The sequence below is a fragment of the Methylobacterium sp. WL7 genome (assembly GCF_008040085.1).
GTDB lineage: Bacteria > Pseudomonadota > Alphaproteobacteria > Rhizobiales > Beijerinckiaceae > Methylobacterium > Methylobacterium mesophilicum.
Genome location: NZ_VRVG01000082.1, coordinates 1 through 24,441, shown reverse-complemented (window position 1 = coordinate 24,441; position 24,441 = coordinate 1). Strand labels below are relative to the sequence as shown.

At 68.9% G+C, this 24,441-nt stretch carries 26 protein-coding genes, 1 tRNA gene and 1 pseudogene; 16 read left to right on the top strand and 12 right to left on the bottom strand.

Features of this window, described 5'->3' with window-relative positions; genetic code table 11:
- Positions 1-82 precede the first annotated feature (82 nt).
- Positions 83-159 (bottom strand) — tRNA-Pro (locus tag FV233_RS19245).
- 158 nt (positions 160-317) lie between these two features.
- Between FV233_RS19245 and FV233_RS19240 the strand changes: the two genes are divergently transcribed.
- The 9 genes from FV233_RS19240 to FV233_RS19200 all read left to right on the top strand — a co-directional run bounded on the left by FV233_RS19240 (position 318) and on the right by FV233_RS19200 (position 10,676).
- Complete coding sequence (locus FV233_RS19240) at positions 318-1,598, top strand: glycosyltransferase family 1 protein (protein WP_147898453.1); 1,281 nt, start codon at positions 318-320, stop codon at positions 1,596-1,598.
- 105 nt (positions 1,599-1,703) lie between these two features.
- Positions 1,704-2,024, top strand: coding sequence for a rhodanese-like domain-containing protein (locus FV233_RS19235; RefSeq protein WP_147853725.1), 321 nt, complete (start codon positions 1,704-1,706; stop codon positions 2,022-2,024).
- Positions 2,025-2,170: 146 nt separating this feature from the next.
- Complete coding sequence (locus FV233_RS19230) at positions 2,171-3,328, top strand: efflux RND transporter periplasmic adaptor subunit (protein ID WP_147898452.1); 1,158 nt, start codon at positions 2,171-2,173, stop codon at positions 3,326-3,328.
- Positions 3,329-3,435: 107 nt separating this feature from the next.
- Positions 3,436-6,633 carry a multidrug efflux RND transporter permease subunit gene (locus FV233_RS19225; RefSeq protein WP_147853723.1) on the top strand — a complete coding sequence of 1,066 codons (3,198 nt, stop codon included), beginning with the start codon at positions 3,436-3,438 and terminating at the stop codon, positions 6,631-6,633.
- 117 nt (positions 6,634-6,750) lie between these two features.
- Positions 6,751-7,269, top strand: coding sequence for a hypothetical protein (locus FV233_RS19220; protein WP_147898451.1), 519 nt, complete (start codon positions 6,751-6,753; stop codon positions 7,267-7,269).
- Positions 7,270-7,353: 84 nt separating this feature from the next.
- The gene (locus FV233_RS19215; RefSeq protein WP_238260308.1) at positions 7,354-8,139 is read left to right on the top strand and encodes a lysophospholipid acyltransferase family protein; all 786 of its coding nucleotides are present in this window, start codon (positions 7,354-7,356) and stop codon (positions 8,137-8,139) included.
- A 149-nt stretch (positions 8,140-8,288) separates the two neighbouring features.
- Positions 8,289-8,735, top strand: coding sequence for a hypothetical protein (locus FV233_RS19210; RefSeq protein WP_147898450.1), 447 nt, complete (start codon positions 8,289-8,291; stop codon positions 8,733-8,735).
- Positions 8,736-8,887: 152 nt separating this feature from the next.
- A complete protein-coding gene (locus FV233_RS19205; RefSeq protein WP_147898449.1) occupies positions 8,888-9,997 on the top strand; it encodes a DUF2125 domain-containing protein in 1,110 nt (369 codons plus the stop codon).
- 19 nt (positions 9,998-10,016) lie between these two features.
- Positions 10,017-10,676, top strand: a complete 660-nt coding sequence (locus FV233_RS19200) for a phosphoribosylanthranilate isomerase (protein ID WP_187278167.1) — start codon at positions 10,017-10,019, stop codon at positions 10,674-10,676.
- Positions 10,677-10,686: 10 nt separating this feature from the next.
- Here the strand turns inward: FV233_RS19200 and FV233_RS19195 are convergent, their stop codons facing one another.
- From FV233_RS19195 to FV233_RS19165, 7 genes and pseudogenes are all read right to left on the bottom strand, one after another.
- Positions 10,687-11,058 (bottom strand): LapA family protein, encoded by a 372-nt coding sequence (locus FV233_RS19195; RefSeq protein WP_147898454.1) that lies wholly within the window; start codon positions 11,056-11,058, stop codon positions 10,687-10,689.
- A 19-nt stretch (positions 11,059-11,077) separates the two neighbouring features.
- Positions 11,078-11,389, bottom strand: a complete 312-nt coding sequence (locus FV233_RS19190) for an integration host factor subunit beta (protein WP_091785957.1) — start codon at positions 11,387-11,389, stop codon at positions 11,078-11,080.
- 59 nt (positions 11,390-11,448) lie between these two features.
- Positions 11,449-12,411 (bottom strand): signal peptide peptidase SppA, encoded by a 963-nt coding sequence (gene sppA / locus FV233_RS19185; protein ID WP_147853720.1) that lies wholly within the window; start codon positions 12,409-12,411, stop codon positions 11,449-11,451.
- A gap of 279 nt (positions 12,412-12,690) precedes the next feature.
- Positions 12,691-13,099, bottom strand: a pseudogene (locus FV233_RS19180) (type II toxin-antitoxin system VapC family toxin).
- A complete protein-coding gene (locus FV233_RS19175; RefSeq protein WP_147898448.1) occupies positions 13,096-13,353 on the bottom strand; it encodes a plasmid stability protein stbC in 258 nt (85 codons plus the stop codon). Before FV233_RS19175 ends, FV233_RS19180 begins: the two are co-directional and overlap by 4 nt.
- Positions 13,354-13,572: 219 nt before the next feature.
- Positions 13,573-15,285: a 30S ribosomal protein S1 gene (rpsA, locus tag FV233_RS19170; RefSeq protein ID WP_147853718.1), complete on the bottom strand. Its 1,713-nt coding sequence runs from the start codon at positions 15,283-15,285 to the stop codon at positions 13,573-13,575.
- A gap of 289 nt (positions 15,286-15,574) precedes the next feature.
- A complete protein-coding gene (locus FV233_RS19165) occupies positions 15,575-16,423 on the bottom strand; it encodes a transglutaminase family protein (RefSeq protein WP_147898447.1) in 849 nt (282 codons plus the stop codon).
- A 321-nt stretch (positions 16,424-16,744) separates the two neighbouring features.
- On the opposite strand from FV233_RS19165, the gene serA reads away from it, so the two are divergent.
- Both serA and FV233_RS19155 read left to right on the top strand, forming a co-directional pair.
- Positions 16,745-17,995: a phosphoglycerate dehydrogenase gene (gene serA / locus FV233_RS19160; RefSeq protein WP_147898446.1), complete on the top strand. Its 1,251-nt coding sequence runs from the start codon at positions 16,745-16,747 to the stop codon at positions 17,993-17,995.
- Positions 17,996-18,132: 137 nt separating this feature from the next.
- Positions 18,133-18,609, top strand: a complete 477-nt coding sequence (locus FV233_RS19155; RefSeq protein ID WP_147898445.1) for a hypothetical protein — start codon at positions 18,133-18,135, stop codon at positions 18,607-18,609.
- 31 nt (positions 18,610-18,640) lie between these two features.
- On the opposite strand, the gene FV233_RS30440 is transcribed toward FV233_RS19155, so the two are convergent.
- On the bottom strand, positions 18,641-18,787 hold the full coding sequence (locus FV233_RS30440) for a hypothetical protein (RefSeq protein WP_187277645.1): 147 nt from the start codon (positions 18,785-18,787) through the stop codon (positions 18,641-18,643).
- 324 nt (positions 18,788-19,111) lie between these two features.
- Here FV233_RS30440 and FV233_RS19150 point away from each other — a divergent pair, with 324 nt between their 5' ends.
- The gene (locus FV233_RS19150) at positions 19,112-19,327 is read left to right on the top strand and encodes a hypothetical protein (RefSeq protein ID WP_007559916.1); all 216 of its coding nucleotides are present in this window, start codon (positions 19,112-19,114) and stop codon (positions 19,325-19,327) included.
- On the opposite strand, the gene FV233_RS31240 is transcribed toward FV233_RS19150, so the two are convergent.
- The 3 genes from FV233_RS31240 to FV233_RS19135 all read right to left on the bottom strand — a co-directional run bounded on the left by FV233_RS31240 (position 19,288) and on the right by FV233_RS19135 (position 21,584).
- Positions 19,288-19,788: a hypothetical protein gene (locus tag FV233_RS31240; protein ID WP_246690032.1), complete on the bottom strand. Its 501-nt coding sequence runs from the start codon at positions 19,786-19,788 to the stop codon at positions 19,288-19,290. The two genes, FV233_RS19150 and FV233_RS31240, sit on opposite strands and share 40 nt — an antisense overlap.
- A 434-nt stretch (positions 19,789-20,222) precedes the next feature.
- Positions 20,223-20,801: an NAD(P)H-dependent oxidoreductase gene (locus FV233_RS19140; RefSeq protein ID WP_147853713.1), complete on the bottom strand. Its 579-nt coding sequence runs from the start codon at positions 20,799-20,801 to the stop codon at positions 20,223-20,225.
- Between the two features lie 192 nt (positions 20,802-20,993).
- Positions 20,994-21,584 (bottom strand): cell wall anchor protein, encoded by a 591-nt coding sequence (locus FV233_RS19135; RefSeq protein WP_147898444.1) that lies wholly within the window; start codon positions 21,582-21,584, stop codon positions 20,994-20,996.
- A gap of 650 nt (positions 21,585-22,234) precedes the next feature.
- Here FV233_RS19135 and FV233_RS30435 point away from each other — a divergent pair.
- From FV233_RS30435 to FV233_RS19120, 4 genes are all read left to right on the top strand, one after another.
- Positions 22,235-22,402 (top strand): hypothetical protein, encoded by a 168-nt coding sequence (locus FV233_RS30435; RefSeq protein ID WP_187278166.1) that lies wholly within the window; start codon positions 22,235-22,237, stop codon positions 22,400-22,402.
- 12 nt (positions 22,403-22,414) lie between these two features.
- Positions 22,415-22,516: a K(+)-transporting ATPase subunit F gene (locus tag FV233_RS19130; RefSeq protein WP_210247817.1), complete on the top strand. Its 102-nt coding sequence runs from the start codon at positions 22,415-22,417 to the stop codon at positions 22,514-22,516.
- A 22-nt stretch (positions 22,517-22,538) separates the two neighbouring features.
- Positions 22,539-24,254, top strand: a complete 1,716-nt coding sequence (gene kdpA, locus FV233_RS19125) for a potassium-transporting ATPase subunit KdpA (RefSeq protein WP_147898443.1) — start codon at positions 22,539-22,541, stop codon at positions 24,252-24,254.
- A gap of 1 nt (position 24,255) precedes the next feature.
- A partial coding sequence (locus FV233_RS19120; RefSeq protein ID WP_147898442.1) for a hypothetical protein occupies positions 24,256-24,441 on the top strand: 186 nt, incomplete at its 3' end.

The window sequence follows — 24,441 nt, the reverse complement described above, 5'->3', positions numbered from 1 at the left end:
AAAGCCAACCCGCTTAGCAAACGATGCAGCAAACGGTGAGGAGGGCGGTGGCTGAAACGAGAGCTAAGTCGTTGAGATATAATGGTCGGAGTGGCCGGACTTGAACCGACGACCCCCTGTCCCCCAGACAGGTGCGCTACCGGGCTGCGCTACACTCCGACGCCACATGGGCACGGCGCTCTTAGCCGCCGCGCTGCGCCCGCGCAAGCCCTCGATGCCGGATCGGCGACCCTGGCCGTCTCCCGCCGGGGCGGTTACGGGAAGCCTCCGCTCCGCGTCTCATCGCGCCCAACGCTCGCGCCACGCTGTCGAGGACCATGACGGACCGACCGATTGCCTTCGATCTCACGCGCCTCGTCACACGGCTGCGCCATGCCAGCCCGTCGGGGATCGACCGGGTCGATCTCGCCTACGCACGCTTCTATCTGGGGCAGCCCGGACCGGCCGTGGGCGTGGTCTCTACCGCCTACGGACCGCGGGTACTCGACCGGGAGCGCGCCTTCGCCATCGTCGAGGCGGTGGCGGCGGGTTGGGTCGAGGACCGGGACGCGCTCTCGGATCCGGTCTATCGCGGTCTCGCAGCGCGGCTCGGCGCGCCGCTGGCCTCCGCCCCGCCTGCGCAGGCCACCCCGGTCGAGGGTGTGCAGCGCCGTCGGATCCAGGCCCGGACCGCGGCCGACATCGCCGCGCGCGGCCGGTCGCTCGCCGCCCTGCCCCGCGACGCGCTTTACCTGCACACATCGCACCTGCGCCTCGACAACCCGCGCCGATTCGATTGGCTCTACGACCGGCGCGACGTGCGCGCGGCGTTCTTCGTCCACGACCTCATCCCGATCACCCATCCGGAATACGGGCGTGCCGGCGAGGCCGACCGGCACCGGCTCCGGATGCGCACGATCGGCCGGCACGCCGCCGCGATCCTGGTCAACTCCGCCGATACCGGCGCCCGCACCCTCGACCATCTGACCGCCGAGGGTTTTGGCCGGCCGCCCGTGGCGGTGGGCCATCTCGGCGTCGAGCCCGCCTTCGGGCGCGCGGGGCCGCGCCTCCAGCCCGACCGGCCGACCTTCCTGGTCTGCGGCACGATCGAATCCCGCAAGAACCACCTGCTGTTGTTCCAGCTCTGGCGACGCCTCGCCGAGCGGTACGGCGCCGCGACGCCTCGCCTGGTCGTCGTCGGGCGCCGGGGCTGGGAGGCCGAAAGCGCGATCGACATGCTGGAACGCTGCCCCGGCGTGCGCGCCCACGCGGTCGAGGTGACGGGGCTTTCCACGCACGGCCTCGCGGCTTTGACCCGCAGCTGCACCGCGCTGCTGATGCCCTCGTTCACCGAAGGCTACGGCATCCCGATCGTCGAGGCGGCGGCCTCCGGTCTTCCGGTGGTGGCCTCGGATATTCCCGTGCACAGGGAGATTGCCGAAGGCTTCGCGCTGTTCCGCGATCCCCTCGATGGGCCTGGCTGGGCCGACGCCATCGCGGAACTCGCCCGGCCGGACGCCACCCTGCGCGCGGAGCTCGCCGGGCGCCTCGACGGCTACGTGCCGCCGACCTGGGACGCACATTTCGCGGCGGTCGGCCCGACGCTCGCGGCGCTCTGACGGGACCGGGCCGATCGCCGCGAGTTGCGCGGCCCCGCCCTGACGAATAAGGGAAAGCGTCAGTCCATAGGGCTGGCACAGGGTGGACGGAACGGAGATCCGCCAATGCAGGTGGTCGACCTCGATCGTGAAACGGTCAAACGCGGGTTGAGCGACGGCACGATGCTGGTCATCGATGTGCGCGAAGACCACGAATACGAGGCCGGGCACATCCCCGGCGCCGTCCTGCATCCGCTGTCCACGTTCGATCCTCAGGCCGTGGCCGCCCTGATCGCGGCCGATGGCCGCCGGCCGGTCCTGTCGTGCGGGTCGGGCGTCCGCTCGGTTCACGCGCTGATGGCCGCCCAGAAGGCGGGCGTCGACATCTCCGAGCACTACAAGGGCGGCTTCAAGGATTGGTACGCCGCAGGCGAAGCAATCGAGTAGCCCGCCGAAACAATCCGGCCGTCCCGGGCCGCGATGTGCGCTCTCGCACAATGAGCAATCGGGCGCGTAGGGTACGGCGCGTCTGACAAGGACACATCGTCAAGCTCGGTTCGACCGACGGGTCGGCCAACGGACAGCAGGACCCGATGCGCAGCCGGCTTTCCAGCCTCTTCCCCGTGCTCTCCGGTCTCGCGGCCGGTTTCCTGTTCGCGGGGCCGCTCGCCCAGACCGCGTACGCCCAGGCGCCCGGCGGTCCGCCGCCGAAGGTCACCGTGGCCAAGCCGGTGGTGCGCGAGATCGTCGAGCAGGACCAGTACACCGGCCGCTTCGACGCGATCGATTACGTCGAGGTCCGGGCCCGGGTCACCGGCTACCTGGAAAAGATCAACTTCATGGACGGCCAGACCGTGAAGAAGGGCGACCTGCTGTTCGTGATCGACCGGCGGCCCTACAAGGCGGCCCTCGAGCAGGCCCAGGCCGCCCTGGCCTCCGCCAAGGCGCGCCAGTCGTTCTCGCAGACCGATCTCGAGCGCGCCCAGACCCTGTCGCGGAGCGGCAACATCTCCGAGCAGGTCACCGATCAGCGCCGGCAGGCCTCGCTGACCGCCCAGGCCGACGTGGACAGCGCCCAGGCGGCGCTCAACAACGCGCAGCTCAACTACGATTTCAGCGAGGTGAAGGCCCCGGTCAACGGCCGGATCAGCCGCCGGCTGGTCACCGAGGGCAACATCGTCAGCGCCGACCAGACCATGCTGACGACGATCGTGTCGCTCGACCCGATCTGGTTCAGCTTCACGGTCGATGAGAAGTCGTTCCTCAAGTACCAGAGCAGCCTCGGCATCGGCATGGGCCAGACCCAGCAGGGCAAGGGCGTGCCGATCATGATCGCGCTGTCGGGCGAGGCGAAGCCGACCCGCAAGGGCACCCTCGACTTCGTCGACAACCGCGTCGACAACGCCACCGGCACGATCCTGCTGCGCGCCACCGTCCCGAACGCCGACCAGTTCATCAAGCCCGGCCTGTTCGGCATCGTCGCGATGCCGGCGACCAAGCCGTTCCAGGGCGTGATGATTCCCGACGAGGCGGTCGCCGCCAACCAGGACAAGCGCATCGTCTACGTGATCGGGCCGGAGAACGTGGTCCAGCAGAAGGACGTGGTGCTGGGCCCCAAGGTCGATGGCTACCGGGTGATCCGCAGCGGCCTGAAGGGCGACGAGACCATCGTGGTCAACGGCGTCGCCCGCATCCGTCCGGGGGCCAAGGTCACCCCGGAGACGGTCGAGTTGCCCCCGAGCAAGACGTGAGCCTGACCGGCTCGACACGACTGCATTCGTGCGCGCCGCGCCGCGTGCGCCGCACCGACGACGCAGGGCCCCGACCGGGTGACCGGCGGGCCTCAGAGGTTTGACCGATGCGTTTCGCCCACTTCTTCGTCGACAGGCCGATCTTCGCGTCCGTCACGTCGATCATCTTCCTGATTCTCGGCTTCGTGGCCTACGAGAGCCTGCCGGTCTCGCAATATCCCGAGATCGTGCCGCCGACCGTGACCGTGCGTGCCTCCTATCCGGGCGCCAACGCCGAGACCGTGGCCGCCACGATCGCGACGCCGATCGAGCAGGAGGTCAACGGCGTCGACAACATGCTCTACATGACGTCGTTGTCCACCAACGACGGCAACATGCTGCTGACGGTGACCTTCAAGGTCGGCACCAACCTCGATATCGCCAACGTGCTGGTGCAGAACCGGCTTTCGGTTGCGCAGCCGCGCCTGCCGCCGGACGTGCGCAACCTCGGCGTGACGGTGCGCAAGGCCTCGCCCGACCTGATGCTGGTCGTGCACCTGCTCTCGCCGAACAAGACCTACGACCAGAACTACCTGGCCAACTACATCTACCTGAACATCCGTGACGAACTGCTGCGCCTCGACGGCGTCGGCGACATCACGGTGTTCGGCGGTAACGAGTACGCCGAGCGCATCTGGGTCGATCCGAACAAGCTCGCCGCCTACGGCCTCTCGGTCACCGACGTCACCACGGCCCTGCAGGAGCAGAACGTGCAGGTGGCGGCCGGCCAGCTCAACGGCCCGCCCGCCGCCAAGGGCGAGGCGTTCCAGCTCGTGGTCCAGTCTCAGGCGCGCTTCAAGACCCCTGAACAATTCGCCGAGGTGATCATCAAGGCCCAGGACGGGCGCCTCGTCCGGGTCAAGGACATCGCCCGCGTGGAGATGGGCCAGAAGGACTACACCACCAACTCGTACCTCAACGACACGCCCGCGGTCGGCATCGGCGCGTTCCAGCGGCCCGGCACCAACGCCCTGGAGGCGGCAAGCTCGGTCAAGCAGGTGATGGAGGTCGTCAAGAAGAACTTCCCGCCGGACGTCGAGTACCGCATCGCCTACAACCCGACCGAGTTCATCGAGGAGTCGATCCAGGAGGTCTACAAGACGCTGTTCGAGGCGGTCGGCCTCGTGGTCATCGTGGTGCTGGTGTTCCTGCAGAGCTGGCGCACGGCGCTGATCCCGGTGATCGCGATTCCCGTGTCGCTGATCGGCACCTTCGCGGCGATGGCGGCCTTCGGCTTCTCGCTCAACAACCTGACCCTGTTCGGGCTGGTGCTGGCCATCGGTATCGTGGTCGATGACGCCATCGTCGTGGTGGAGAACGTCGAGCGCAACATGGCCGAAGGGCTTTCGCCCGGCGATGCCGCCCACAAGACCATGGACGAGGTCGGCGGCGCCGTCATCGCCATCGCGCTCGTGCTGGCGGCGGTGTTCGTGCCCACGGCGTTCATCCCGGGCATCTCGGGCCAGTTCTACAAGCAGTTCGCGCTCACGATCGCGGCCTCGACCCTGATCTCCGCGTTCAACTCGCTGACCTTGTCCCCGGCGCTGTGTAAGCTGCTGCTCGTGCCGCATCACGCGCGCAAGGAGCCGAAGTTCTTCCTGACCCGGTTCGTGAACTGGCTCGCCAACGGCTTCAACCGCGCCTTCGACGCCACGTCGAACGCCTACGGCCGCTCGATCCGTGTCTTAACCGGCGGGATCGTCGGGCTCGGGGCGATGCTGCTGGTCTACGCCGCGGTGATCGCCGGCACCCTGCACCTGGCGCAGACGACGCCGACGGGCTTCATCCCGGACCAGGACCAGGGCTACCTGATCGGCGTCGTCCAGCTTCCCTCCGGCTCGTCGCTCGACCGCACCACGGACGTGATGCTGCGCGCCGCCAAGCAGGCCCGGACGGTCAAAGGCATCGCCAACGCCGTCATCATCGCGGGCTTCGACGGGGCGACCTTCACCAACACCACAAATGCCGGCGTGATGTTCCTGACGCTCACCGGGGCCAAGGAACGCGCCGGCGAGGGGCGCAGCGCCGCGGTGCTCACCGGCGAGGTGCTCAAGGCGACGTCCGACATCCAGGAAGCCCGGGTGATCGTGATCCCGCCGCCGCCGGTCCGCGGCCTCGGCAACGGCGGCGGTTTCAAGCTGCAGATCGAGAGCCGCCAATCCTCGGAGATCGGGCCGCTTATGGCCGCGGCCGGCGAGGTGATCGCCCAGGCGAACCAGAGCGCCGACGTGCAGCGCGTGTTCACGACCTTCGACAACGCGACGCCGCAGCTCTTCCTCGACATCGACCGCACCATCGCGCGGATGCTGAACGTGCCGCTCGCCAACGTGTTCTCGTCGGTCCAGGCGGATCTCGGCGGCACCTACGTGAACGACTTCAACACCCTGGGCCGCATCTACCAGGTCCGTCTGCAGGGCGATGCCGCCTACCGCTCGTCGATCCAGGACATCTCGCAGATCAAGGTTCGCTCCTCGACGGGGGCGCTGGTGCCGATGGGCACCCTCGCCTCGGTGCGCGACGTGACCGGCCCGCAGATCGTCCAGCGCTTCAACCTGTACTACTCGGTCCCGATCCAGGGCGTGGCCAAGCCCGGCGTCTCGACCGGTCAGGCGCTGACCGCCATGGAAGAGATCGCCAAGAAGGCGCTTCCCGACGGCTATTCCTACGACTGGACCGAGATCGCCTACCAGCAGAAGGCCGCCAGCGGGACCGCCGGCGCCGTCTTCGCGCTGGGCGTGCTCCTCGTCTTCCTGGTGCTGGCCGCGCAGTACGAATCGTGGGCCCTGCCGCTGGCGATCCTGCTGGTGGTGCCGACCGGCGTGCTCGCGGCACTCGCCGGGGTGCAGTTCCGGGGGCAGGACAACAACATCCTGACCCAGATCGGCCTGATCGTGCTGATCGGCCTCGCGGCCAAGAACGCGATCCTGATCGTCGAGTTCGCGCACGATATCGAACTGCGTGAGCGCCGGGGCCCGGTCGAGGCGGCGGTGGAAGCCTGCCGGCTGCGCCTGCGCCCGATCCTGATGACCGCCTTCGCGTTCATCCTCGGCACCCTGCCGCTGGTGATCGCCACCGGCCCCGGCGCCGAGATGCGCCAGGCCCTGGGCACCGCGGTGTTCTTCGGGATGATCGGGGCGACCTTCTTCGGCCTGTTCCTCACCCCGGTCTTCTACGTCGTGATCCGCCACTTCTCGCTCTGGCTCGGTCGCCTGCGGGGCAAGTCCTCGCACGGTGACCACGGAGGGGCGGCCCCCGCCCACGGCTGAGGCGTCCCGCCGGCCGTCCGATCCAGAGAGCCGCGCATTCCAAAGCCGCGCCCGACCCTGACCGGCGGGCGCGGCTTCTTTTGCGAGGGTCCGCAAACTTCGGTGTATGAGCGTGCCATGCACCTCCTCGGCCGTCTGATTCTCGGAGCCTTCGCCCTCCTCCTGGCCGTCCCGGCCGGCGCGGGGATCCTCGTGCTGGCGCTGCTGATCGACCCGACGGCGAATGCCTGGCTCACTGGCGGTGCGCTCGCCGGCGTCGACATGGCCCTGTCGGACCTTTCGGCTGGCCTGCCGCCCGAGGCGCTGGTTCTCCTGGTCGCCGGTCTCGCTCAGGCGTTGTTCGTCCTCCTGTTCGTGCCACCGGCCCTGGTTGGGTTCGCGGGCGAGGTGTTCGGGCGCCGCGGCCTGCTCTGGTACGGCGCCGGAACCGGAATACTGACCGCCGCCCTCCCCTGGCTCGCCCGCGGCGGCGTACGTCCGGCGGCGGCCGGCGCGGATCCAGGGCTTCTCGCCGCGGAAGCGCGCCTGACGCTGATCCTGTTCGTCGTCGGTGCGAGCGCCGGCCTCGTTTACTGGCTGGTTGCCGGGCGCGGCGCGGGGTTCTCCCGGCGTCCCGCGCAGGCCGGAGACGAATGATCGTTCGGCCAGATGCTGGACCGGGCGCGCTTGGCCGCTGACGCCTCTGCGCGCTAGAGGAGGACCGCCACGAAGCGGATTCCGATGCTCGCCCTGCGCTCACTTGCCTTCAACGTCTGCTTCTACGCCATGACGACGCTTCTGGCGTTCGGCGGCCTGCCCACGCTGGTCTCCCGCCGCGCGGTATTACGGCTGGCCCGCCTCTGGGGCCGGCTGACGCTGTGGCTGCTGCGCGTGGTCGCCGGCATGAAGGTCGAGTTCCGCGGGCTCGAGAACATCCCGGAGGGGCCGCTTCTGATCGCGGCCAAGCACCAGTCGGCCCTGGAGACGCTGGCGCTCTGCACCGTGTTCCCCGAATTCGCCTACATCCTGAAGCGTGAGCTGCTGCTGATCCCGCTGATCGGCTGGTACCTGTCCCGCAGCGGCATGGTGGCGATCGACCGCTCCAAGGGCGCCCGGGCCATGAGCCTGATGAATGCGGCTGCCGCCACGGCGATCCAGGAGGGCCGCCAGCTCATCATCTTCCCCGAAGGCACCCGCCGTGCGGTCGGAGCACCGCCGGCCTACAAGCAGGGCCTGTCGCACCTCTACACGGCTCTGAAGGTGCCGTGCGTGCCCGTGGCGTTGAACACGGGTCGGTTCTGGTCTCGCAACAGCCTTATCCGCCGGCCCGGAACCGCCGTGATCCACTTCCTCGAACCCATTCCGCCGGGCATGGGCCGCCCGGAGTTCCAGGCCCTCGCCCAGGAACGGCTGGAGACCGCCTCGAACGCCCTTCTGGAGCCGGGCCCTGCGGGATCGACCGTAGGAGCGGAGCAGCCCGCCTCCACCGCGGCCGGACACACGGCGGCGACGGCCCAGAGGCACTGACGATTCCGGCCTGAACAGACTGGCTCGACGGCTCCGAGCCGGCGCTGAGCCGACGCGCGTCGCTTGTGGATAACCGGGCCCGATACCACATTCCTCCTCAGGAACGTTGTGCTTGACGCCTGTGGATATCGCGCGGTAGTTTGGAACAAATGGCGAACATAAGAGCCCTGTCCTGGTCGGCCGCGCTACGCGACCTGAAGGACGATCGCACGCGGAGACAGGATGTGCGTGAAGAACGCCTCAAGACCACAGCGGGCCTGCGCGGTACGCCGGCCCTCCCGCTTTCGGCCTGGCGCGGGCATTCCGGCCGTCGCTACGTCGTCGGGGTCCATCCGGCCGGCGCCTTCGACCTCGACGAGATGGCGGAGGCGGTCGTGATCGCGGTGCGGCGCGACGATACCGGCATCGCCGAGATGGTCTCGGTGGCGACCTCCAACGAGAGCCCGCGCGACCACCTCCGGAGGACCTGGCTCGACCGGGTTCGGAGGAGCGGCGCCACCGAGCTGCACGTGCATCGCCTCGCCGAGGGGGAAGCCGAGCGGGCGGCGATCGTCAGCGACCTGCGGTTCGACACGATCGAGCCGGCCCAAGTCTGAGGCGGGATCCGCTTCGGAAGCGGCGTTCCCCGCGGTGGATCGTCGGCCCACCGGTCGATCGATGCCGGCACTGCCCCAGTTTTGCCCCGTGCATGGCTTCAAGGCGGAGTCTGCGAGCCCTCTGATCGGGGCGGGGACGGGAAACAGGACGCATGACGCAGGATCGGACGCGGCCGGACGGCGCGGCGCAGGCTTCCCTGGCACGAACCGCACGACGGTTCCGGCTCGGATTGTTCCTGCCTTACGTCCTGCTCGCACTGATCGTCATCGCGTGGTCGGCTGGGTGGTTCTGGCTCCGGGGACGCGCGGCGACCGAGATCGACGGCTGGATGGCCCGCGAGGCGGCGGCAGGGCGTACCTGGACCTGCGCCGACCGTTCCCTCACCGGTTACCCGTTCCGGATCGAGCTGCGCTGCAACGCGGTCACGTTGGAGCGGTCCGACGGCCGCTTCCGCCTCGGTCCATCGACCGCGGTGGCTCAGGTCTACCAGCCCCGCCTGGTCCTGTTCGAGAGCGCCGGGCCGTTCCATGTCGAGCAGGGGGCGCTGACCGGTGATGCCGCCTGGAGCAAGCTCCAGGGGAGCGTCCACGGAGCGTCGGAGGGCTTCACCCGTGCCTCGCTCGTGGTGGACAACCCGAACGTCACGGTTTCCGGCGCCGATCCCGGACCGATCGCGGTGTCGGGTCAGCACCTCGAAATGCATGCGCGGCCGACCCCCGGGCGCTTCGAGTCCGAAGGCGCGGTCGACGTGAGCCTGCGGCTCGCCCAGGCCGCCGTTCCGCAGCTCGACGCGCTCACCGGCAACCCCGCCCCCGCCGACCTGTCGCTCGATGCGACGCTGACCCAGGCGACGATCCTGCGCACCGGGCCGGTGCCGCGGGAACTCGAGCGCTGGCGCCAGGCCGGCGGCACCCTCGACCTGACGGCGCTTTCGCTGGCCAAGGGTGCCCAGCGCGTCCAGGCGAAGGGCACGCTCGCCCTCGACGACGCGCACCGGCCCGTCGGACAGCTCGACCTGCGGGCCGCCGGCGTCGATGCCCTGGTGGGCAGCGTGGTGGGCCAGCGCTTCGGTTCGGAGAAGGGCGCGCTGGTCGGCCAACTCGTGGGCGGCCTCCTGGGCCTGGGCCGGCGGCCCGAGCCGGGGGAGTCGCAGGGCGATTCCGCGCCGCTCAAGGCCCTGCCGCCGTTGAAGCTCGTCAACGGGCGGGTGGTGTTCAGCGGGTTCCCGATCCCGAACGTCTACCTGCCGACCCTGTACTAGATCGGCTATACCTCTCCCCATGTCCGCTCCGATTTCACCGGCCCGCGTCAAGATCTGTGGGCTCAGCACGCCCGCTACCCTTGAAGCGGCGCTGAAGGCTGGCGCGGATTGGATCGGACTCGTCCACTTTCTTCGAAGTCCCCGCCACGTAGACTTCGAACAGGCTTCGCGGTTATCGGCGCAAGCCCGCGGTCGGGCCGACCGCGTCATCCTTCTCGTCGATCCGGACGACGCCCTGGTGCGGGCGGCGGTCGAGGCCGTCGATCCGGATCTGATCCAGCTGCACGGACGCGAAAGCCCGGACCGGGTGGCGGCGATCCGGGCGCTGACCGGCCGGCCGGTGATGAAGGCGATCGGCGTCGCGACCCGGGCCGACCTGGCGCCGATCGCGGCCTATGCCGGGGTGGCGGACCGGATCCTGCTGGATGCCAAGCCCGCGCCCGACGCCGCGCTCCCCGGGGGCAATGGCCACCGGTTCGACTGGACGATTCTGGAAGGCGCCGAACTGCCGGACGGGACCATGCTGTCCGGGGGACTGCATTCCGGCAATGTCCGGGACGCGCTGGCCCGGACCGGCCTCGGCGCCGTGGACGTGTCGTCGGGCGTCGAATCGGCGCCCGGTCTCAAGGATCCGGCTAAGATCGCTGCCTTCGTAGCCGCGGCTCGGTCCGCCCGCTGAACGCTTCCGCTCAGCGCGGCGCAGGCAGGGCGGTGCGGCCGGTATTGGGGACCGTGTAGGCGCCGCCCTGCGTCTCGCTGTCCGGGGCGTAGGCCCGCAGCCGGCTCGCCTCGCGCTCGTACCGGGTCGCCTCGCGGCGATGGTAGCGGACGTTCGCTCGGGTCTTGCCCTGGCCGAGCCACGTGAAGACCCCGCCGACCACGATGCCCAACGCCACGGCGCCGAACAGGATCGCGTAGAGCGGAAGGTTCACGCTGAAGACGGGCGCCTCCGCGTTGAACGGATCGAACGAGAGCGGCACCGGTGCCCGGTTGGCGACCGCCAGCAGGATCACCAGGGCGGCGATCGGCAGCAGCACGAGGCTCTTCAGGAAACGGATCATCGCGCTCACAGACCTCTTCCTACTCGGCGGCCGACGCACTCTCGCCGATGCCGGCGGCGTTGAGACGCTGGCGCATCTCCTTCCCGGTCTTGAACACGGGAATCGCCTTCTCGGACACGGCAACGGCTGCGCCGGTGCGCGGGTTGCGTCCCCGCCGCGCTTCTCGACGTTTGACCGAGAAGGCGCCGAAGCCGCGCAGCTCCACCCGGTCGCCCCGGGCCAGCGCATCCGAGATGGTGTCGAGGATCGCGTTGACCAGGATCTCGACGTCGCGCTGGTAGAGATGCGGGTTCTGCTCGGCGATCTTGAGAACGAGCTCCGACTTGATCATGGCGTCTGGTCTTCTCGGGGGATCGGGGCGGGCGACTGGACTTCTTCGTCCGGCGGCGCTCAGGGCTCCGGGCGCCACAGGACCAGAAGGCCGCCGCCGGCGGTCTCGGCCTGGGCGCCGACGGCGCGGAGCCGCCCCGCGAGCCCGTCGAGGCCGAGCAGGTCCGCGCCGACCCCGGCAGCCGACCAAAGGGAGAAGTCGCTCTCCTTGCTGGGCTTCCAATCCTTGATCGGCAGGTCCTTCGGGACGCCCTTGTCGTTCTCGAGCCAGACGACGGCCTGACGCTCGCCGCCCAGCTCGTCCACCAGCTTCAGGGGCACGCTCTGGCGCCCGCTGAAGACCCGTCCGTCCGAGACCACGGCGAGCTGGCCGGGGTCCATGCCCCGGCGCTCGGCGACCAGGCCCTTGAACCAGGCGTAGGTGTCGCCGACCACGGCGGCCAGGGCGGCGCGCGCTTCCGGGGTGGTCGGCGTGAAGCCCGACGGCTCGGCCTTGAGCGGCGAGGATTTCACCGACTCGACCTTGACCCCGACCTTGTCGAGCAGGCCCGAAAGGTCCGGATACTGGAACAGCACGCCGATGGAGCCGACCAGGCTGGTTTCGCGCGCGACGATGTGGTCGGCCGCGATGGCGGTGATGTAGGCCCCCGAGGCGGCGGTGCCGTCCACGAAGGCGACCATCGGCTTCTTGGCGGCGAGCGCGCGCAGGTTGCGGAAGATCTCCTCCGAACCCGTGGTGGTGCCGCCTGGCGAGTTGATCGAGACGATCACGCCCTTCACGGCGTCGGACTCGCCGACCCGCTTCATCAGCTTGGCGGTCGACTCGCTGCCGGCGATGAAGCCCGAGACCGAGATGCGGGCGATCTGCGGGCGGACCGCGAAGGCGCCGTCGGGGCCGGTCCGGACCCGGTAGCCGACGGCGCCCACCGCCACGATCAGGCCGCCGATCCCGAGCACCCGCCACAGGGACAATCTGCGGCGCAGGCGCCGGCGGTCGATCAGCAGTTCGGCGTCGGCTGCCATGCGGTCGCTTCCCTTCGCCTCCCCGGATCGGCCCCGTGACGGGGTGCGGGGGCGAGGTCCCGCGCCGGGCAAGTCCTTGGTTTCCTTTGCCTCGCGCGGCCGGAGCCGCCCGAGGCCGGTGTTCTAGAGCATTTTCCGCGGACCTGGATATGGGCCACGCGAAGAAAATGCGGTGGCACCCTGCAGACCCTCAAGCCGGGCCGTCGGGCGATTGAGCAAACCGTGCGGGCATGACGCGTCTTGCAAAGTGTCGGCGCCTTCGCCTCACGGCATCTCGTTTCAAGGATTGATGACGGTCAGGCCAGCCGCCTCGAACGGACCGATGTCGCTGGTCGCGACCGTCATGCCGTGCGCGGCGGCGGTGGCAGCGATGTAGCCGTCCGCCCGGCAAGGCTCTGGCGGCCGCCCTCGCCCGCGCCATCAGGTCCGCATAGGCCTGGGTGGCGCGCAGATCGAAGGACAGGATCCGCCCCGAGAAGGCGGGCAGGACCTCGCGTTCCAGACGATCCTGATAGATCCTGCGCCGCTTTCCGTCCGGCATCGTCGCCAAGCCGAAATGCAGCTCAGCCACGGTGATCGTGGACAGGTAGAGCGTTTCGACCATTTGCGCATCGATCCAGGCGACCACCTTTGGATCCGGCTCGGCCGTCCAAGGCTCGGATATCACGGTGGTGTCGAGGACGATCATTCGAAGCGCATCGGCTCGGCCGGTGCCTGATCGCGCATCGCTTCGAGGTGCTCCGCTTCGGCTTCGGTCATCCCGCCGGCGTCGCGCGCGATGGACGCCAGTAGCGATCCGAGCTTCAGGCGGCCCTCGGGCTTCGCGGCCTGTTCGAGGATGCTGCGGATTTCAGCCTCGGTGCTGCGACCGTGCAATGCGGCCCGCGCACGCAGGGCGCGATGCCCCGCGTCGGGAACATTGCGGATCGTGATGGACGGCATCGACCCAACCCCCGACGCCGGACGGTAATGATTGCATTCCATCATCATGCAATCACGTCGCGCGATCCAGCGGCCTTTGAGCCATGCCGATCAGCAGGATGACGACTTCGCCGCCGGAGACGGCATGAAAAAGCCTGCGCGGGACTGGTGTCCCGCGCAGGCTTTTTTATTGATCCGAAGCCGCCGCCCGGCTGAACCGGGCGGCGAAACCATCGGGTCTCACTCGTCGTCGGTGCGGGCCTTCTTGAAGGCCGCGCCGAGGATGTCGCCCAGCGAGGCGCCGGAATCGGCGGAGCCGAACTGGGCCATCGCCTCCTTCTCCTCGGCCACTTCCAGGGCCTTGATCGAGACCTGGACGCGGTGGGCCTTGCGGTCGAACTGCACGACCCGGGCATCGAACTTCTCGCCGGCGGCGAAACGCTCGGGGCGCTGGTCGCCGCGGTCGCGGGCGAGTTCGGCGCGGCGGACGAAGGTGGTCATGTCGGTGTCGACGATCTTCACCTCGACGCCCGAATCCTTCACCTCGACGACTTCGCAGGTGACGATCTGACCCTTCTTGATCTCGCCGGCCTCGGCGAAGGGGTCACCGCCGAGCTGCTTCACGCCCAGCGAGATCCGCTCCTTCTCGACGTCGACGTCGAGAACCTGGGCGCGGACCATGTCGCCCTTCTTGAACTCCTCGATGACCTGCTCGCCGGGACGGTTCCAGTCGAGATCCGACAGGTGGACCATGCCGTCGACATCGCCCTCGAGGCCGATGAACAGGCCGAACTCGGTCTTGTTCTTGACCTCGCCCTCGACCTCGGAGCCGACCGGGTGCTTCTCGGAGAAGGCCTCCCAGGGGTTCTGCAGGGTCTGCTTGAGGCCGAGCGAGATGCGGCGCTTGACCGGATCGACTTCCAGGATCTGAACCTCGACCTCCTGAGAGGTGGAGACGATCTTGCCCGGATGGACGTTCTTCTTGGTCCAGCTCATCTCGGAGACGTGGATCAGGCCCTCGATCCCCGGCTCCAGCTCCACGAAGGCGCCGTAATCGGTGATGTTGGTCACGCGGCCCTTGAGCTTGGCGCCCTCCGGGTAGCGGGCGGCGATGCCCTCCCACGGATCGGCGAGCAGCTGCTTGATGCCGAGCGAGATGCGGTGCGTCTCGTGGTTGATCTTGATGATCTTGACCTTGACCGTCTGGCCGATGGTCACGACCTCGGACGGATGGTTCACGCGGCGCCACGCCATGTCGGTGACGTGCAGCAGGCCGTCGATGCCACCCAGGTCGACGAAGGCGCCGTACTCGGTGATGTTCTTGACGACGCCGTCGATGACCTGACCTTCCTCGAGGTTGGCCACCAGCTCCGAGCGCTGCTCGGCGCGGCTCTCTTCGAGCACGGTGCGGCGCGACACGACGATGTTGCCGCGGCGGCGATCCATCTTGAGGATCTGGAACGGCTGCGGGGTGCCGAGCAGCGGGGTGACGTCGCGGACCGGACGGATGTCGACCTGCGAGCGCGGCAGGAACGCCACGGCGCCGTCGAGGTCGACGGTGTAGCCGCCCTTGACTTGGTTGAAGATCGTGCCGGTGACGCGGTCGTTGTTCTCGAACGACTTCTCGAGCTTGACCCAGCTCTCCTCGCGGCGCGCCTTGTCGCGCGAGATCACGGCTTCGCCGAGCGCGTTCTCGATCCGGTCGACGTAGACCTCGACCTCGTCGCCGACCTTCAGCTCGCCTTCCCGGCCGGGGCCGGTGAATTCCTTGAGTGCGACACGGCCTTCCGTCTTGGCGCCGATGTCGATGACGGCCACGTCCTTCTCGATCGCGACGACGCGACCCTTGACGACGGACCCTTCGGTGATCTCGTGCTCGAGGAAGCTCTCCTCGAGGAGGGCGGCGAAATCATCGCGGCTCGGGCCACGCCCCAGAGCGGTACCTGCGGTCATTCTCTCTCCTGAACGGCCCCCATCGGAGGCCCTTTGCGTCGGCGGCTCGCGTTGCACGCACCCCCGGTTCGCCGCGGCCCCTCCCGAAACCCTGAGGGAGAGGCGGCCGGTCCCGCGGGATCCGGCTTGCCGACGCGTCGATACGGATGACGAGGGCGATCCAGCCGGCGACGCGGCGGGCGCTCGGAAAATGAGCGCGCGCGAGCGGAATCCGGGAGGACGCGCGCTCCATACAGCATCGGCTTAACGACTTCAACCGAGCGGGATTTCCCGCTCGGGTCCGCTCCGGTCAGGCCGCCTGCGCCAGCATCGCCCGGGTCTCCTCGACGTCGTCGGTATGGACGTCGAACCGAACCAGATAGGCCGTCCCGAAACTGGTGGTCAGCGCGCAGTCGGTGGCGTCGCGGCCCCGGGCCATCACGATCCGGGCGATCCGCGGCTGGTTGTGCCGGGCGTCGAACGTGTACCAGCGGCCGCCCTCGGGGCCTTCGAGATAGACCTCGAACCACGCCGAGAAATCCATCGGCGCCGGGTCCTTCGGGACGCCGATGTCGCCGAGGTAGCCGGTGGCGTAGCGGGCCGGGATGTTCATGCACCGGCACAGGGCGATCGCCAGATGGGCGAAGTCCCGGCAGACGCCGACCTGTTGCGTGTAGCCGTCGAAGGCCGTGCGTGTGGCGTCGGCCTGCTGGTAGTCGAACCGCAGGCGCGCGTGGGCGAAGTCGACGATCGCCTGGACCCGCGCCCAGCCCTCCGGCGTGGAGCCGAACAGCGACCACGCGATGCCCGACAGCTTGTCGGTGTCGCAGTAGCGCGAGCCGAGCAGGTACATCAGCACGTCGTCCGGCAGGTCCTGCACGGGGATCTGCCGGGCCTCGGGCGCCCGGGTATCGGCCAATCCGGTGTCCGCGATGGTGAAGTCGGCCGCCATGGTGATCCGCCCACCGGGGGCGACGATGCGGGTGCAGACATTGCCGAAGGCGTCCACGTGCTGCCGCGCGGCAACCGGTGGATCGAAGGTGATCACCTCCGGCGTGACGAGGTCGCCTCGCCGCTCCGGTCGTACGTTCAGGAGCAGGTTCATCGGCGTCGGGCCGAAGGTGTCGAACGCGATGGTGAAGCCGGTGCGGACGTGCATAGCGAAAAACCGTGGACGAAGCCGACGCGGGGCCGAGCTGTAGGGCGGAGCATGCAATATTGGGACTTATAATACTCCAGGTTGTCAGTGGTTCCGTTCGCTTGACTGTTGTCGTCCATCGACAGTGCTCGAATATGCGGCACGCGATGCCGCCCACCCGGGTGGTCCGCGCCGGATGCACATCCGCGGTGCAGACCTGCCGTGCCCGGCACCATGTTGCATCGCACAGGGCAGGACCGTAACGCTGCGCGCGATTCAGATCTGCGGATCGGCCCCGGCGCTGCGGCGCGCGACCGTCCCGCCGCCGGACGAACGACGCCTATGACGCTCGACAAGCTATCCCTGCCCAAGGACAAGATCCGAATCCTGCTGCTCGAAGGCATCAACGACAGCGCCGTCGCGCTGATGCAGGCGGCCGGCTACACCAACCTCACCCGGCTGCCGAAGGCGCTGGACCGCGAGGCTCTGCACCAGGCGCTCCAGGGCGTGCACATGGTGGGCATCCGCTCGCGCACGCAGCTCGACGGGGCGGCCTTCGAGGCCGCGGACCGGCTGCTGGCGGTGGGCTGCTTCTCGGTGGGGACCAACCAGGTCGACCTGGAGGCCGCGCGCCATCGCGGCATCCCGGTGTTCAACGCGCCGTTCTCCAACACCCGCTCGGTGGCGGAGCTGACGATCGGCGAGATCGTGATGCTGCTACGCCGGATCGTGCCGCGCTCGGTCGGCGCCCATGCCGGCCGCTGGGACAAGTCGGCGGCGGGCTCCCTGGAGGTGCGCGGCAAGACGCTGGGCATCGTCGGCTACGGCAATATCGGCACCCAGCTCTCGACGCTCGCCGAGGCCATGGGGATGCGGGTGCTGTTCTACGACCACACCGACAAGCTGCGCCACGGCAACACCGAGCCGACCAAGACCCTGCACGACCTGCTCGGCCAGTGCGACGTGGTCTCGCTCCACGTGCCCGAGACGGAGGCGACCGCCAACATGATCGGCGCGGCCGAGATCCGGGCGATGAAGCCGGGCGCCTTCCTGATCAACAACGCCCGCGGCACCGTGGTCGATTTGGACGCCCTGGCGGCGTCCCTGCGCGACGGCCATCTCAAGGGTGCGGCCATCGACGTGTTCCCGGTGGAGCCCGGCTCCAATGCGGAAGCCTTCGAGAGCCCGCTCCAGGGCATCGAGAACGTGATCCTCACGCCCCATATCGGCGGCTCGACCGAGGAGGCTCAAGAGCGCATCGGCGCCGAGGTCGCCCGCAAGCTCATCGACTATTCCGATATCGGTTCGACGGTGGGGGCGGTGAACTTCCCGCAGGTCCAGCTTCCGGCCCGTCCGACCGGTACCCGCTTCATCCACGTCCAGCGCAACCTGCCGGGCATGCTCGGGCGCCTGAACGACGTGTTCTCCCGCAGCCACGTGAACATCGCGGCGCAGTTCTACCAGACCGACGGCGAGGTCGGTTACGTGGTGCTGGAGACCGACGCCACCAACGCCGACGCCGAGACGCTGCTCACCGAGATTCGCGCCATCCCGGGCACGATCCGGGCGCGCCTGCTCTACGAGCGCCGCTGAACCCAAGCCGATTTCGCCCCGGCCGCATCGAACGCGGCGGCTGTTGCCGCGTTCGCCTTGCGCGGCGATGCCGGGCGTTGTTCAAGTCACCGCCGGCCGCGTTGCTGATGGATCGGCCGATCGGCGGAGGATGTGCGGTGACGAAGCGTATTGGATGCGGATTGGCCGGCGTCGCGCTCGGTCTGGTCGGGATGGTGCTGACCGTCTCCGATGCGTCCGCGGATTGCCTGCGCCGGATCTACAACCGCTCGACCTACGTGCTGGTCGCCCGCCAGGACGGCGGACCGCCCGCGACCCTGCTGCCGGGCCGGTCGCTGCCGGTGCGGCTGTCGCAGCCCGGCCAAATCGCGATCTCGGCGTATTGCGGGCTTCCGGAGGCCGGGGGCAGCCCGGTCACCCAGGCGACCTTCGATTACGAGGCCGTGCTCGATCGCTGCTTCGTCCGGTTCGGCAGCGACGAGTTCTTCGCGACGCAGCTCGGCCGGGGCTTCTTCGGGACGCAGGAGACCGCCCCCTTCACGGTCAACAACCCGCAGCAGGGCGATATCGTCCTCGGCCCCTCGGCGTTGCCCGCCTGCACGGTGCCGCGCGTGGTGCTGGACCGGCGCGGCTGAGGCCGCGACCGGCTCCCGCCGTGTCGATTCGTCAGAGGTAGTGCCGGAACACGACCCGCCGGTCCTCGGCGGCGCCGGGCGGCGGAGCCGGGGTCAGGAACGGGCTGGCGAGCCGCAGAGCGATCAGGCTGAGCCCTGCGAGCGCCGGGGCGACGTATCGGAGCGGGCGAGCGAACATGGGCGCCTCCGTCGCGACGTTGACGACTCAGGCAGAGACCTGAGTGCAGCCCTGACGCGTACCAGAAGCATCGCACTCAACCGCCCGATCCGGCGTGCCGAAGCGCACATGCGGCATCTCCGACCGGCACACGATCATCGGCGTGCTCGGCCGCTTCCCGGGCGCGACGCTCGTCCTCGCGGTTACGGTCATCCGTTTGCGTCGGCGGCATCGCTGGCGCGTATCGCGGTGCCCTCCTATGGTAGCCCCATGCGGGGGCTTCGCCGCGCGCGCCGCGACGATGCTCCCCTGCGCCGAACCAACAGCGTGAACGAGGACGCGCGTATGCTGACCCAGACTGGCAATACGATCCTGCGTGGGGATCTCGGCGTCGAGGAGACCATCGAATCCGACAACATCGTCCGGTGGGATGGCGAGCGGCTCTACGTCGAGCAGGACGTGTTCCACAACGGCCAGCTCGTTCACCGCAAGTACCGCCGCACCGTGTCCGAGCCCGTGGCTCACGCGCTCTGGGCGATCATCAACCGCGCCAAGCAGTGATCGTCCGCCGGTAAGTCGAGCGCCGCGGGCGCGAGAGATCCAGGGCGGGCGCGCCGCACCACAGCGCCCGTCCTCCCCGACATCCAGCCGCGGGCGGGCGTCCCGAGCGGTGTTTGCGCGGTTCTGCTTACGCCGCGACCGCGTTCAGGGGGGGCGGCTGCGGAGAGCACGTCCGTCCGACGGGTGTCCAGGCGGCTATGGGCGTTGTCGAAGGCACTCCGCACCGTCGCACTGGCATCCTCGACAGCGACCAGCACGGCCAGCTTCTGGGCGCTGGCACGATCCGCGAGGCTGCGGGCCGCCGAGAGCAGCGACTGTTCCAGGCTCTGGAATTCGGCCGTCGCCTCTTTTCCAGCCTCGCGGGTAGCCGCCGCCAGACGGTCGAGCGCCGCCTCGAGGGCATGACGCAGGACAAGCGTTCGCACGCGCTCCTGAAGGAGCGCCCTCTCGTCGAGTTTCATTGGGCCGGGTCCGCGACTGGGAACGGAAAGAAGATCTCACACTTCCCCGGACCGCGCAGCCACCTTTTTGCAACAGCGCAATACAGTTCCTCATTTCAAGAGTCGATCAGTGCGGGACGCGATCGCTTCAGCGCGGACGTATAGACTATAGATTGAAAGATATTCTCGCCATGAAAGACAGAAAATCCAGCTTTCGCGAAGGGTTCTGCCTTTAGATCTTTGGGTGATAGGCGCATTCGCCCCGCTAAAGGTCAATGCGAGCGCGTGCCGATGGCGTCGTCGCCCGGCCTGTTCGGTCCGCCTCCCGGTTCGATGCGAGCCCGCAGAGATGACCGGTTCGCGGCCGGAGCAGGCAGCCTCTGTTCGGGCCGGATCCTCAGACTTGCCCAGGTGGAAAGACCTTCGTCGACGGCTGAGGACTGCGCGATGGAGGTTCAGTAAGGGGTCCCGCGCAGACGCCGCTCGTGCAGGGCCTCGGCATACCACGCCAGTTCGTCGAGGAACCGACCGGCCGCCTTCTCGATCCAGTCATCCGCCGGCGTGCCATCCTCGCCGAGCACCTTCTGCAGGCGCGGGATCGGCAGCAACGACGGAATGCTCGGCATGCCCAACTCGGCGAGCATCGCGCGGAGCGGCATCGCAGCGCGGACCCCGCCGAACTGGCCGGCCGAATAGCAGCAGATCGCCGATGGCCGCCAGTAATACTCTTCGAGGAAGTGGTCGAGAGTGTTCGAAAGAGCCGGCGGAACACCGTGATTGTACTCGGCCGAAACCACCAGGAAGGCGTCCGCCTGGCGATACAGTGTCGCGAGACGCTCCAACGGCTCCGGGGCGGTGCCGGCCGGATATTCCTTGTACATCCGGTCGAGCAGCGGGAGCTTGAGTTCGGCGGGGTCGATCAGCGGGGCGTTGTGGCCGCGCGCTTCGAGCCTGGCGATCAGGAACCGAGCCGCCCGGATGCCGATGCGGTCGGTTCGGACGCTGCCGAGGATGACGGGAACGGTGAGGGGCATGGCGATCTCCGGGACGGCCGACGATGCCCGAAACCTAGTTCATCGTCCCGGATGCCGCATCCCCGCTGCCGCCAAGCCGTATCGAACCTCCCGGAAAGGCGTATTGGCGAGCCGCCGCTTCGGGGCGGTGCTTGCGTCGCCTTCGGCCTGCGATCCCGGCCTGGTCCGTCGCGGAGGGTGAAGTGGGTCCGATCAGGTCTTCGATGAGGTCGAGAGAGCGGAGGCCGCGAGGCCGACCGGCCCGGCTGCGGTATAGGCGGCGATCGCCTTCGTAACCTGCTGCAGCAGGGCCTGCAGGCCGTCCTGGATCCCGCCGGACGCGTCGGTCTCGCCCGTCGCCGGGCCGGACGTCGCCGCGACCGCGGTGCTGCCGGGCGCCACGGAGTCGGAGCCCTCGGCGCCGGCCATGCGGGCATGATGGCCGTGATGGGCACGGGCCGGCGCGGCATTGCCCTGGGTCTGGCCGTCATCCGAACCGTCGGTGGATGCTTCGGTGATGCTTTGCGCGGAGGTGGGGGCCGCGAAGCCGCCCTGCGCGCTGATCTGGCTGAAGTCGGACTGCACCTTCAGCAGCGATGCCATCAGGTCGTTCGACAGCGCCGGGCTGGACGCTTTGCTGCCGGAGGAGGTCGTGGCCGCCGCGCCGGCCGACGGGCTCGCGCCGTCGCTCGCCACCGCGAACGCGTTCGCGTCGGTCTGCTGCGCCGACGCACCGCGCGTCTGCCGCAGGGCACTGATGAGATCCCGCTGGAGGCTGCTGCTGGTGACCGAACCGACCGACATGATACGTCCTCGCGAAAGTCCTTTTTCGGGACGATGCACGCTGTGGTCCAGAATTTTGCCTGTGATTCCAAGGGCCAAGGCGGGCGGTGGGCCGGCAGGATCGGCCACGCGGCAGATTTTGCCGGCTCGGGGGCAGTGGCTTGGCCCGGGCGGACGGCCAAGCGCGCGTCTCCTACCCTTTGTAAAATCGCGGCTTCACGGAACGCGGGTCGGATGCTTCTCGTCCGGAAGAGAAGTCGCTCCGAGGTAGGCACAGGCCCTCCCTCCCCCCTCTGCGGGCTAACGGATTCACACGTCTTTCCGGAACACTAAGGTTCTGGAAGAAATGCGCGTTTTCCCCTCCCCGCAAGGGGGGAGGAGAGCGCGTCTCGGCCAGGGATGTGTGAATACCGTAGGTCGCCAGGGGAGGAGCGCGCGGCGCGGCGCGCCTCGCCGAAGACGATGTGTGCATACGCCAGTCCGCAAAGGGGGGAGTGAGACGCGCTTGAGGTGAGCCTTCGCCCTCATCCGGCAGCGTTGTGTGAACCCGATGGCCCGCACGGGAGAGCGGGCCCGCCGCGGCCTGCGGGCCCGATGAAAGCACGGCCCTACCCCGCCGATCCTCATGCGATCCTTATAAGATCGCCCGCCTCTCCATCTCGAACCCTAACGTGGTTCCCGCCCACAATCCGGGTCGGACGGGATCGGTCGCGGCATGGCCGCCGGCCGCCCGCAGAACCGAAACGGACCCCGTCATGCTCGACCTCATCTTCATCGCTGCGGGACTGGCCTTCTTCGCCCTGGGCGAAGGCTACGCCGTCCTCTGCGACCGCCTCTGACGAGGCGCGTCCATGACCTTTGCCATGACCCTCGACCTGACCCTCGGCGCGCTCGTGACCCTCGGGCTACTCGGTTACCTCACCTACGCCCTCGTCCGCCCCGAGCGGTTCTGAGCGGCACGGACGGACCCCTCCCATGACTCTCAACGGCTGGATGCAGATCGCGCTCTACTGCGCGGTCGTGTTGGCGCTCGTGAAGCCCCTCGGGCTCTACATGACGCGCGTCTTCAATGGGGAGCGTACGCTCCTGTCGCCGATCGTGGCTCCGGTGGAGCGCGCCTTCTACCGCGTCGCCGGCATCGACGCGCGGCAGGAGCAGCACTGGCTCGCCTATGCGGGCGGGGTGATCCTGTTCCACCTGCTCGGATTCGCGGTGCTGTACGCGATCCTGCGGCTGCAGGCGTTCCTGCCGCTCAACCCGGCCGAACAGGCCGCCGTGGCGCCGGACCTCGCCTTCAACACGGCCACGAGCTTCGTCACCAACACCAACTGGCAGGCCTACGGGGGCGAGACGACGCTCTCGTACCTGGCCCAGATGCTCGGGCTCACGCACCAGAACTTCCTGTCGGCGGCCACCGGCATCGCGGTCGCTGTGGCGCTGATCCGCGGCTTCGCCCGCGCCTCCACCGGCACCATCGGGTCGTTCTGGGTCGACGTCACCCGGGCGACCCTCTACGTGCTCGTGCCGCTCTGCATCCCCTACGCGCTGTTCCTGGTCTGGCAGGGCGTCCCGCAGACGCTCGGCGCCTCGGTCGACGCGACCACGCTGGAAGGGGCAAGGCAGACCATCGCGATCGGCCCGGTGGCGAGCCAGGTCGCGATCAAGATGCTCGGCACCAACGGCGGCGGCTTCTTCAACGCCAACGCCGCGCACCCGTTCGAGAACCCGACCGCGCTGTCGAACTTCGTCCAGATGGTGTCGATCTTCGCGATCGGGGCCGCCCTGACCAACGTGTTCGGCCGCATGGTCGGGGACGAGCGCCAGGGCTGGGCGATCCTCGGCGCGATGGGGATCCTGTTCCTGGCCGGCGTCCTCGTCACCTACTGGGCGGAGGCGCAGGGCAGCTCCGTACTCAACGGCCTCGGCCTCGCGGGCGGGAACCTCGAAGGCAAGGAGATCCGCTTCGGCATCGTGGCCTCGGCGCTGTTCGCGGTGGTGACCACGGCCGCATCCTGCGGCGCGGTCAACGCCATGCACGACAGCTTCACGGCGCTCGGCGGCATGATCCCGCTCATCAACATGCAGCTCGGTGAGGTCGTCATCGGCGGCGTCGGGGCCGGCCTCTACGGCATGCTGGTCTTCGTCATCGTGGCGATCTTCGTGGCCGGCCTGATGGTCGGGCGCACCCCCGAATACCTCGGCAAGAAGATCGAGGCGCGGGAGGTCAAGATGGCGATGCTCGGCATCCTGTGCCTGCCGCTGATGATGCTCGGCGGCACCGCGCTGGCGACCGTGCTGCCGGCGGGCCTCGCCGGGCCGGCCAATGCCGGGCCGCACGGCTTCACCGAGATCCTCTACGCCTACACCTCGGCGGCGGCCAACAACGGCTCGGCCTTCGGCGGGCTCACGGCCAACACGCTGTTCTACAACAGCACCCTGGGCCTCGCGATGCTGGTCGGCCGGTTCTTCGTGAAGATCCCGGTGCTCGCCATCGCGGGCTCGCTCGCCGCCAAGAAGACGCTGCCGGCCTCGGCGGGCACCTTCCCGACCCATGGCGGGCTGTTCATCGGGCTGCTGGTCGGCGTGATCCTGATCGTCGGCGGGCTGACCTTCTTCCCGTCCCTGGCGCTGGGCCCGGTGGTCGAGCACCTGGCCGGTTCGGCCGGCCAGACCTTCGCCAGCGGAGGCTGAGATGCCGCGCACGCTCCCGACCCGGCGCATGCCGCGCCATCACCTCCTGCTGCACCGGGCACCCCCGCCCCGGCACCGGGCCGGTGCGCCGCCGCCGCGGACTTCCGACCTCGTCCTGGCGCTGCTCGGCGTCCTCCTGCTCGCCGCCTTCGCCCTGATGGCCGCCCACGCGCTGACCGTCGGCACC

What these genes read in the sequence shown, in the direction of transcription:
- FV233_RS19240 (WP_147898453.1), top strand. Translation starts at nt 318, where the DNA reads ATGACGGACCGACCGATTGCCTTCGATCTCACGCGCCTCGTCACACGG.
- FV233_RS19235 (WP_147853725.1), top strand. Translation starts at nt 1,704, where the DNA reads ATGCAGGTGGTCGACCTCGATCGTGAAACGGTCAAACGCGGGTTGAGC.
- FV233_RS19230 (WP_147898452.1), top strand. Translation starts at nt 2,171, where the DNA reads ATGCGCAGCCGGCTTTCCAGCCTCTTCCCCGTGCTCTCCGGTCTCGCG.
- FV233_RS19225 (WP_147853723.1), top strand. Translation starts at nt 3,436, where the DNA reads ATGCGTTTCGCCCACTTCTTCGTCGACAGGCCGATCTTCGCGTCCGTC.
- FV233_RS19220 (WP_147898451.1), top strand. Translation starts at nt 6,751, where the DNA reads ATGCACCTCCTCGGCCGTCTGATTCTCGGAGCCTTCGCCCTCCTCCTG.
- FV233_RS19215 (WP_238260308.1), top strand. Translation starts at nt 7,354, where the DNA reads ATGCTCGCCCTGCGCTCACTTGCCTTCAACGTCTGCTTCTACGCCATG.
- FV233_RS19210 (WP_147898450.1), top strand. Translation starts at nt 8,289, where the DNA reads ATGGCGAACATAAGAGCCCTGTCCTGGTCGGCCGCGCTACGCGACCTG.
- FV233_RS19205 (WP_147898449.1), top strand. Translation starts at nt 8,888, where the DNA reads ATGACGCAGGATCGGACGCGGCCGGACGGCGCGGCGCAGGCTTCCCTG.
- FV233_RS19200 (WP_187278167.1), top strand. Translation starts at nt 10,017, where the DNA reads ATGTCCGCTCCGATTTCACCGGCCCGCGTCAAGATCTGTGGGCTCAGC.
- FV233_RS19195 (WP_147898454.1), bottom strand. Translation starts at nt 11,058, where the DNA reads ATGATCCGTTTCCTGAAGAGCCTCGTGCTGCTGCCGATCGCCGCCCTG.
- FV233_RS19190 (WP_091785957.1), bottom strand. Translation starts at nt 11,389, where the DNA reads ATGATCAAGTCGGAGCTCGTTCTCAAGATCGCCGAGCAGAACCCGCAT.
- sppA (WP_147853720.1), bottom strand. Translation starts at nt 12,411, where the DNA reads ATGGCAGCCGACGCCGAACTGCTGATCGACCGCCGGCGCCTGCGCCGC.
- FV233_RS19175 (WP_147898448.1), bottom strand. Translation starts at nt 13,353, where the DNA reads ATGCCGTCCATCACGATCCGCAATGTTCCCGACGCGGGGCATCGCGCC.
- rpsA (WP_147853718.1), bottom strand. Translation starts at nt 15,285, where the DNA reads ATGACCGCAGGTACCGCTCTGGGGCGTGGCCCGAGCCGCGATGATTTC.
- FV233_RS19165 (WP_147898447.1), bottom strand. Translation starts at nt 16,423, where the DNA reads ATGCACGTCCGCACCGGCTTCACCATCGCGTTCGACACCTTCGGCCCG.
- serA (WP_147898446.1), top strand. Translation starts at nt 16,745, where the DNA reads ATGACGCTCGACAAGCTATCCCTGCCCAAGGACAAGATCCGAATCCTG.
- FV233_RS30440 (WP_187277645.1), bottom strand. Translation starts at nt 18,787, where the DNA reads ATGTTCGCTCGCCCGCTCCGATACGTCGCCCCGGCGCTCGCAGGGCTC.
- FV233_RS19150 (WP_007559916.1), top strand. Translation starts at nt 19,112, where the DNA reads ATGCTGACCCAGACTGGCAATACGATCCTGCGTGGGGATCTCGGCGTC.
- FV233_RS31240 (WP_246690032.1), bottom strand. Translation starts at nt 19,788, where the DNA reads ATGAAACTCGACGAGAGGGCGCTCCTTCAGGAGCGCGTGCGAACGCTT.
- FV233_RS19140 (WP_147853713.1), bottom strand. Translation starts at nt 20,801, where the DNA reads ATGCCCCTCACCGTTCCCGTCATCCTCGGCAGCGTCCGAACCGACCGC.
- FV233_RS19135 (WP_147898444.1), bottom strand. Translation starts at nt 21,584, where the DNA reads ATGTCGGTCGGTTCGGTCACCAGCAGCAGCCTCCAGCGGGATCTCATC.
- FV233_RS19130 (WP_210247817.1), top strand. Translation starts at nt 22,415, where the DNA reads ATGACCTTTGCCATGACCCTCGACCTGACCCTCGGCGCGCTCGTGACC.
- kdpA (WP_147898443.1), top strand. Translation starts at nt 22,539, where the DNA reads ATGACTCTCAACGGCTGGATGCAGATCGCGCTCTACTGCGCGGTCGTG.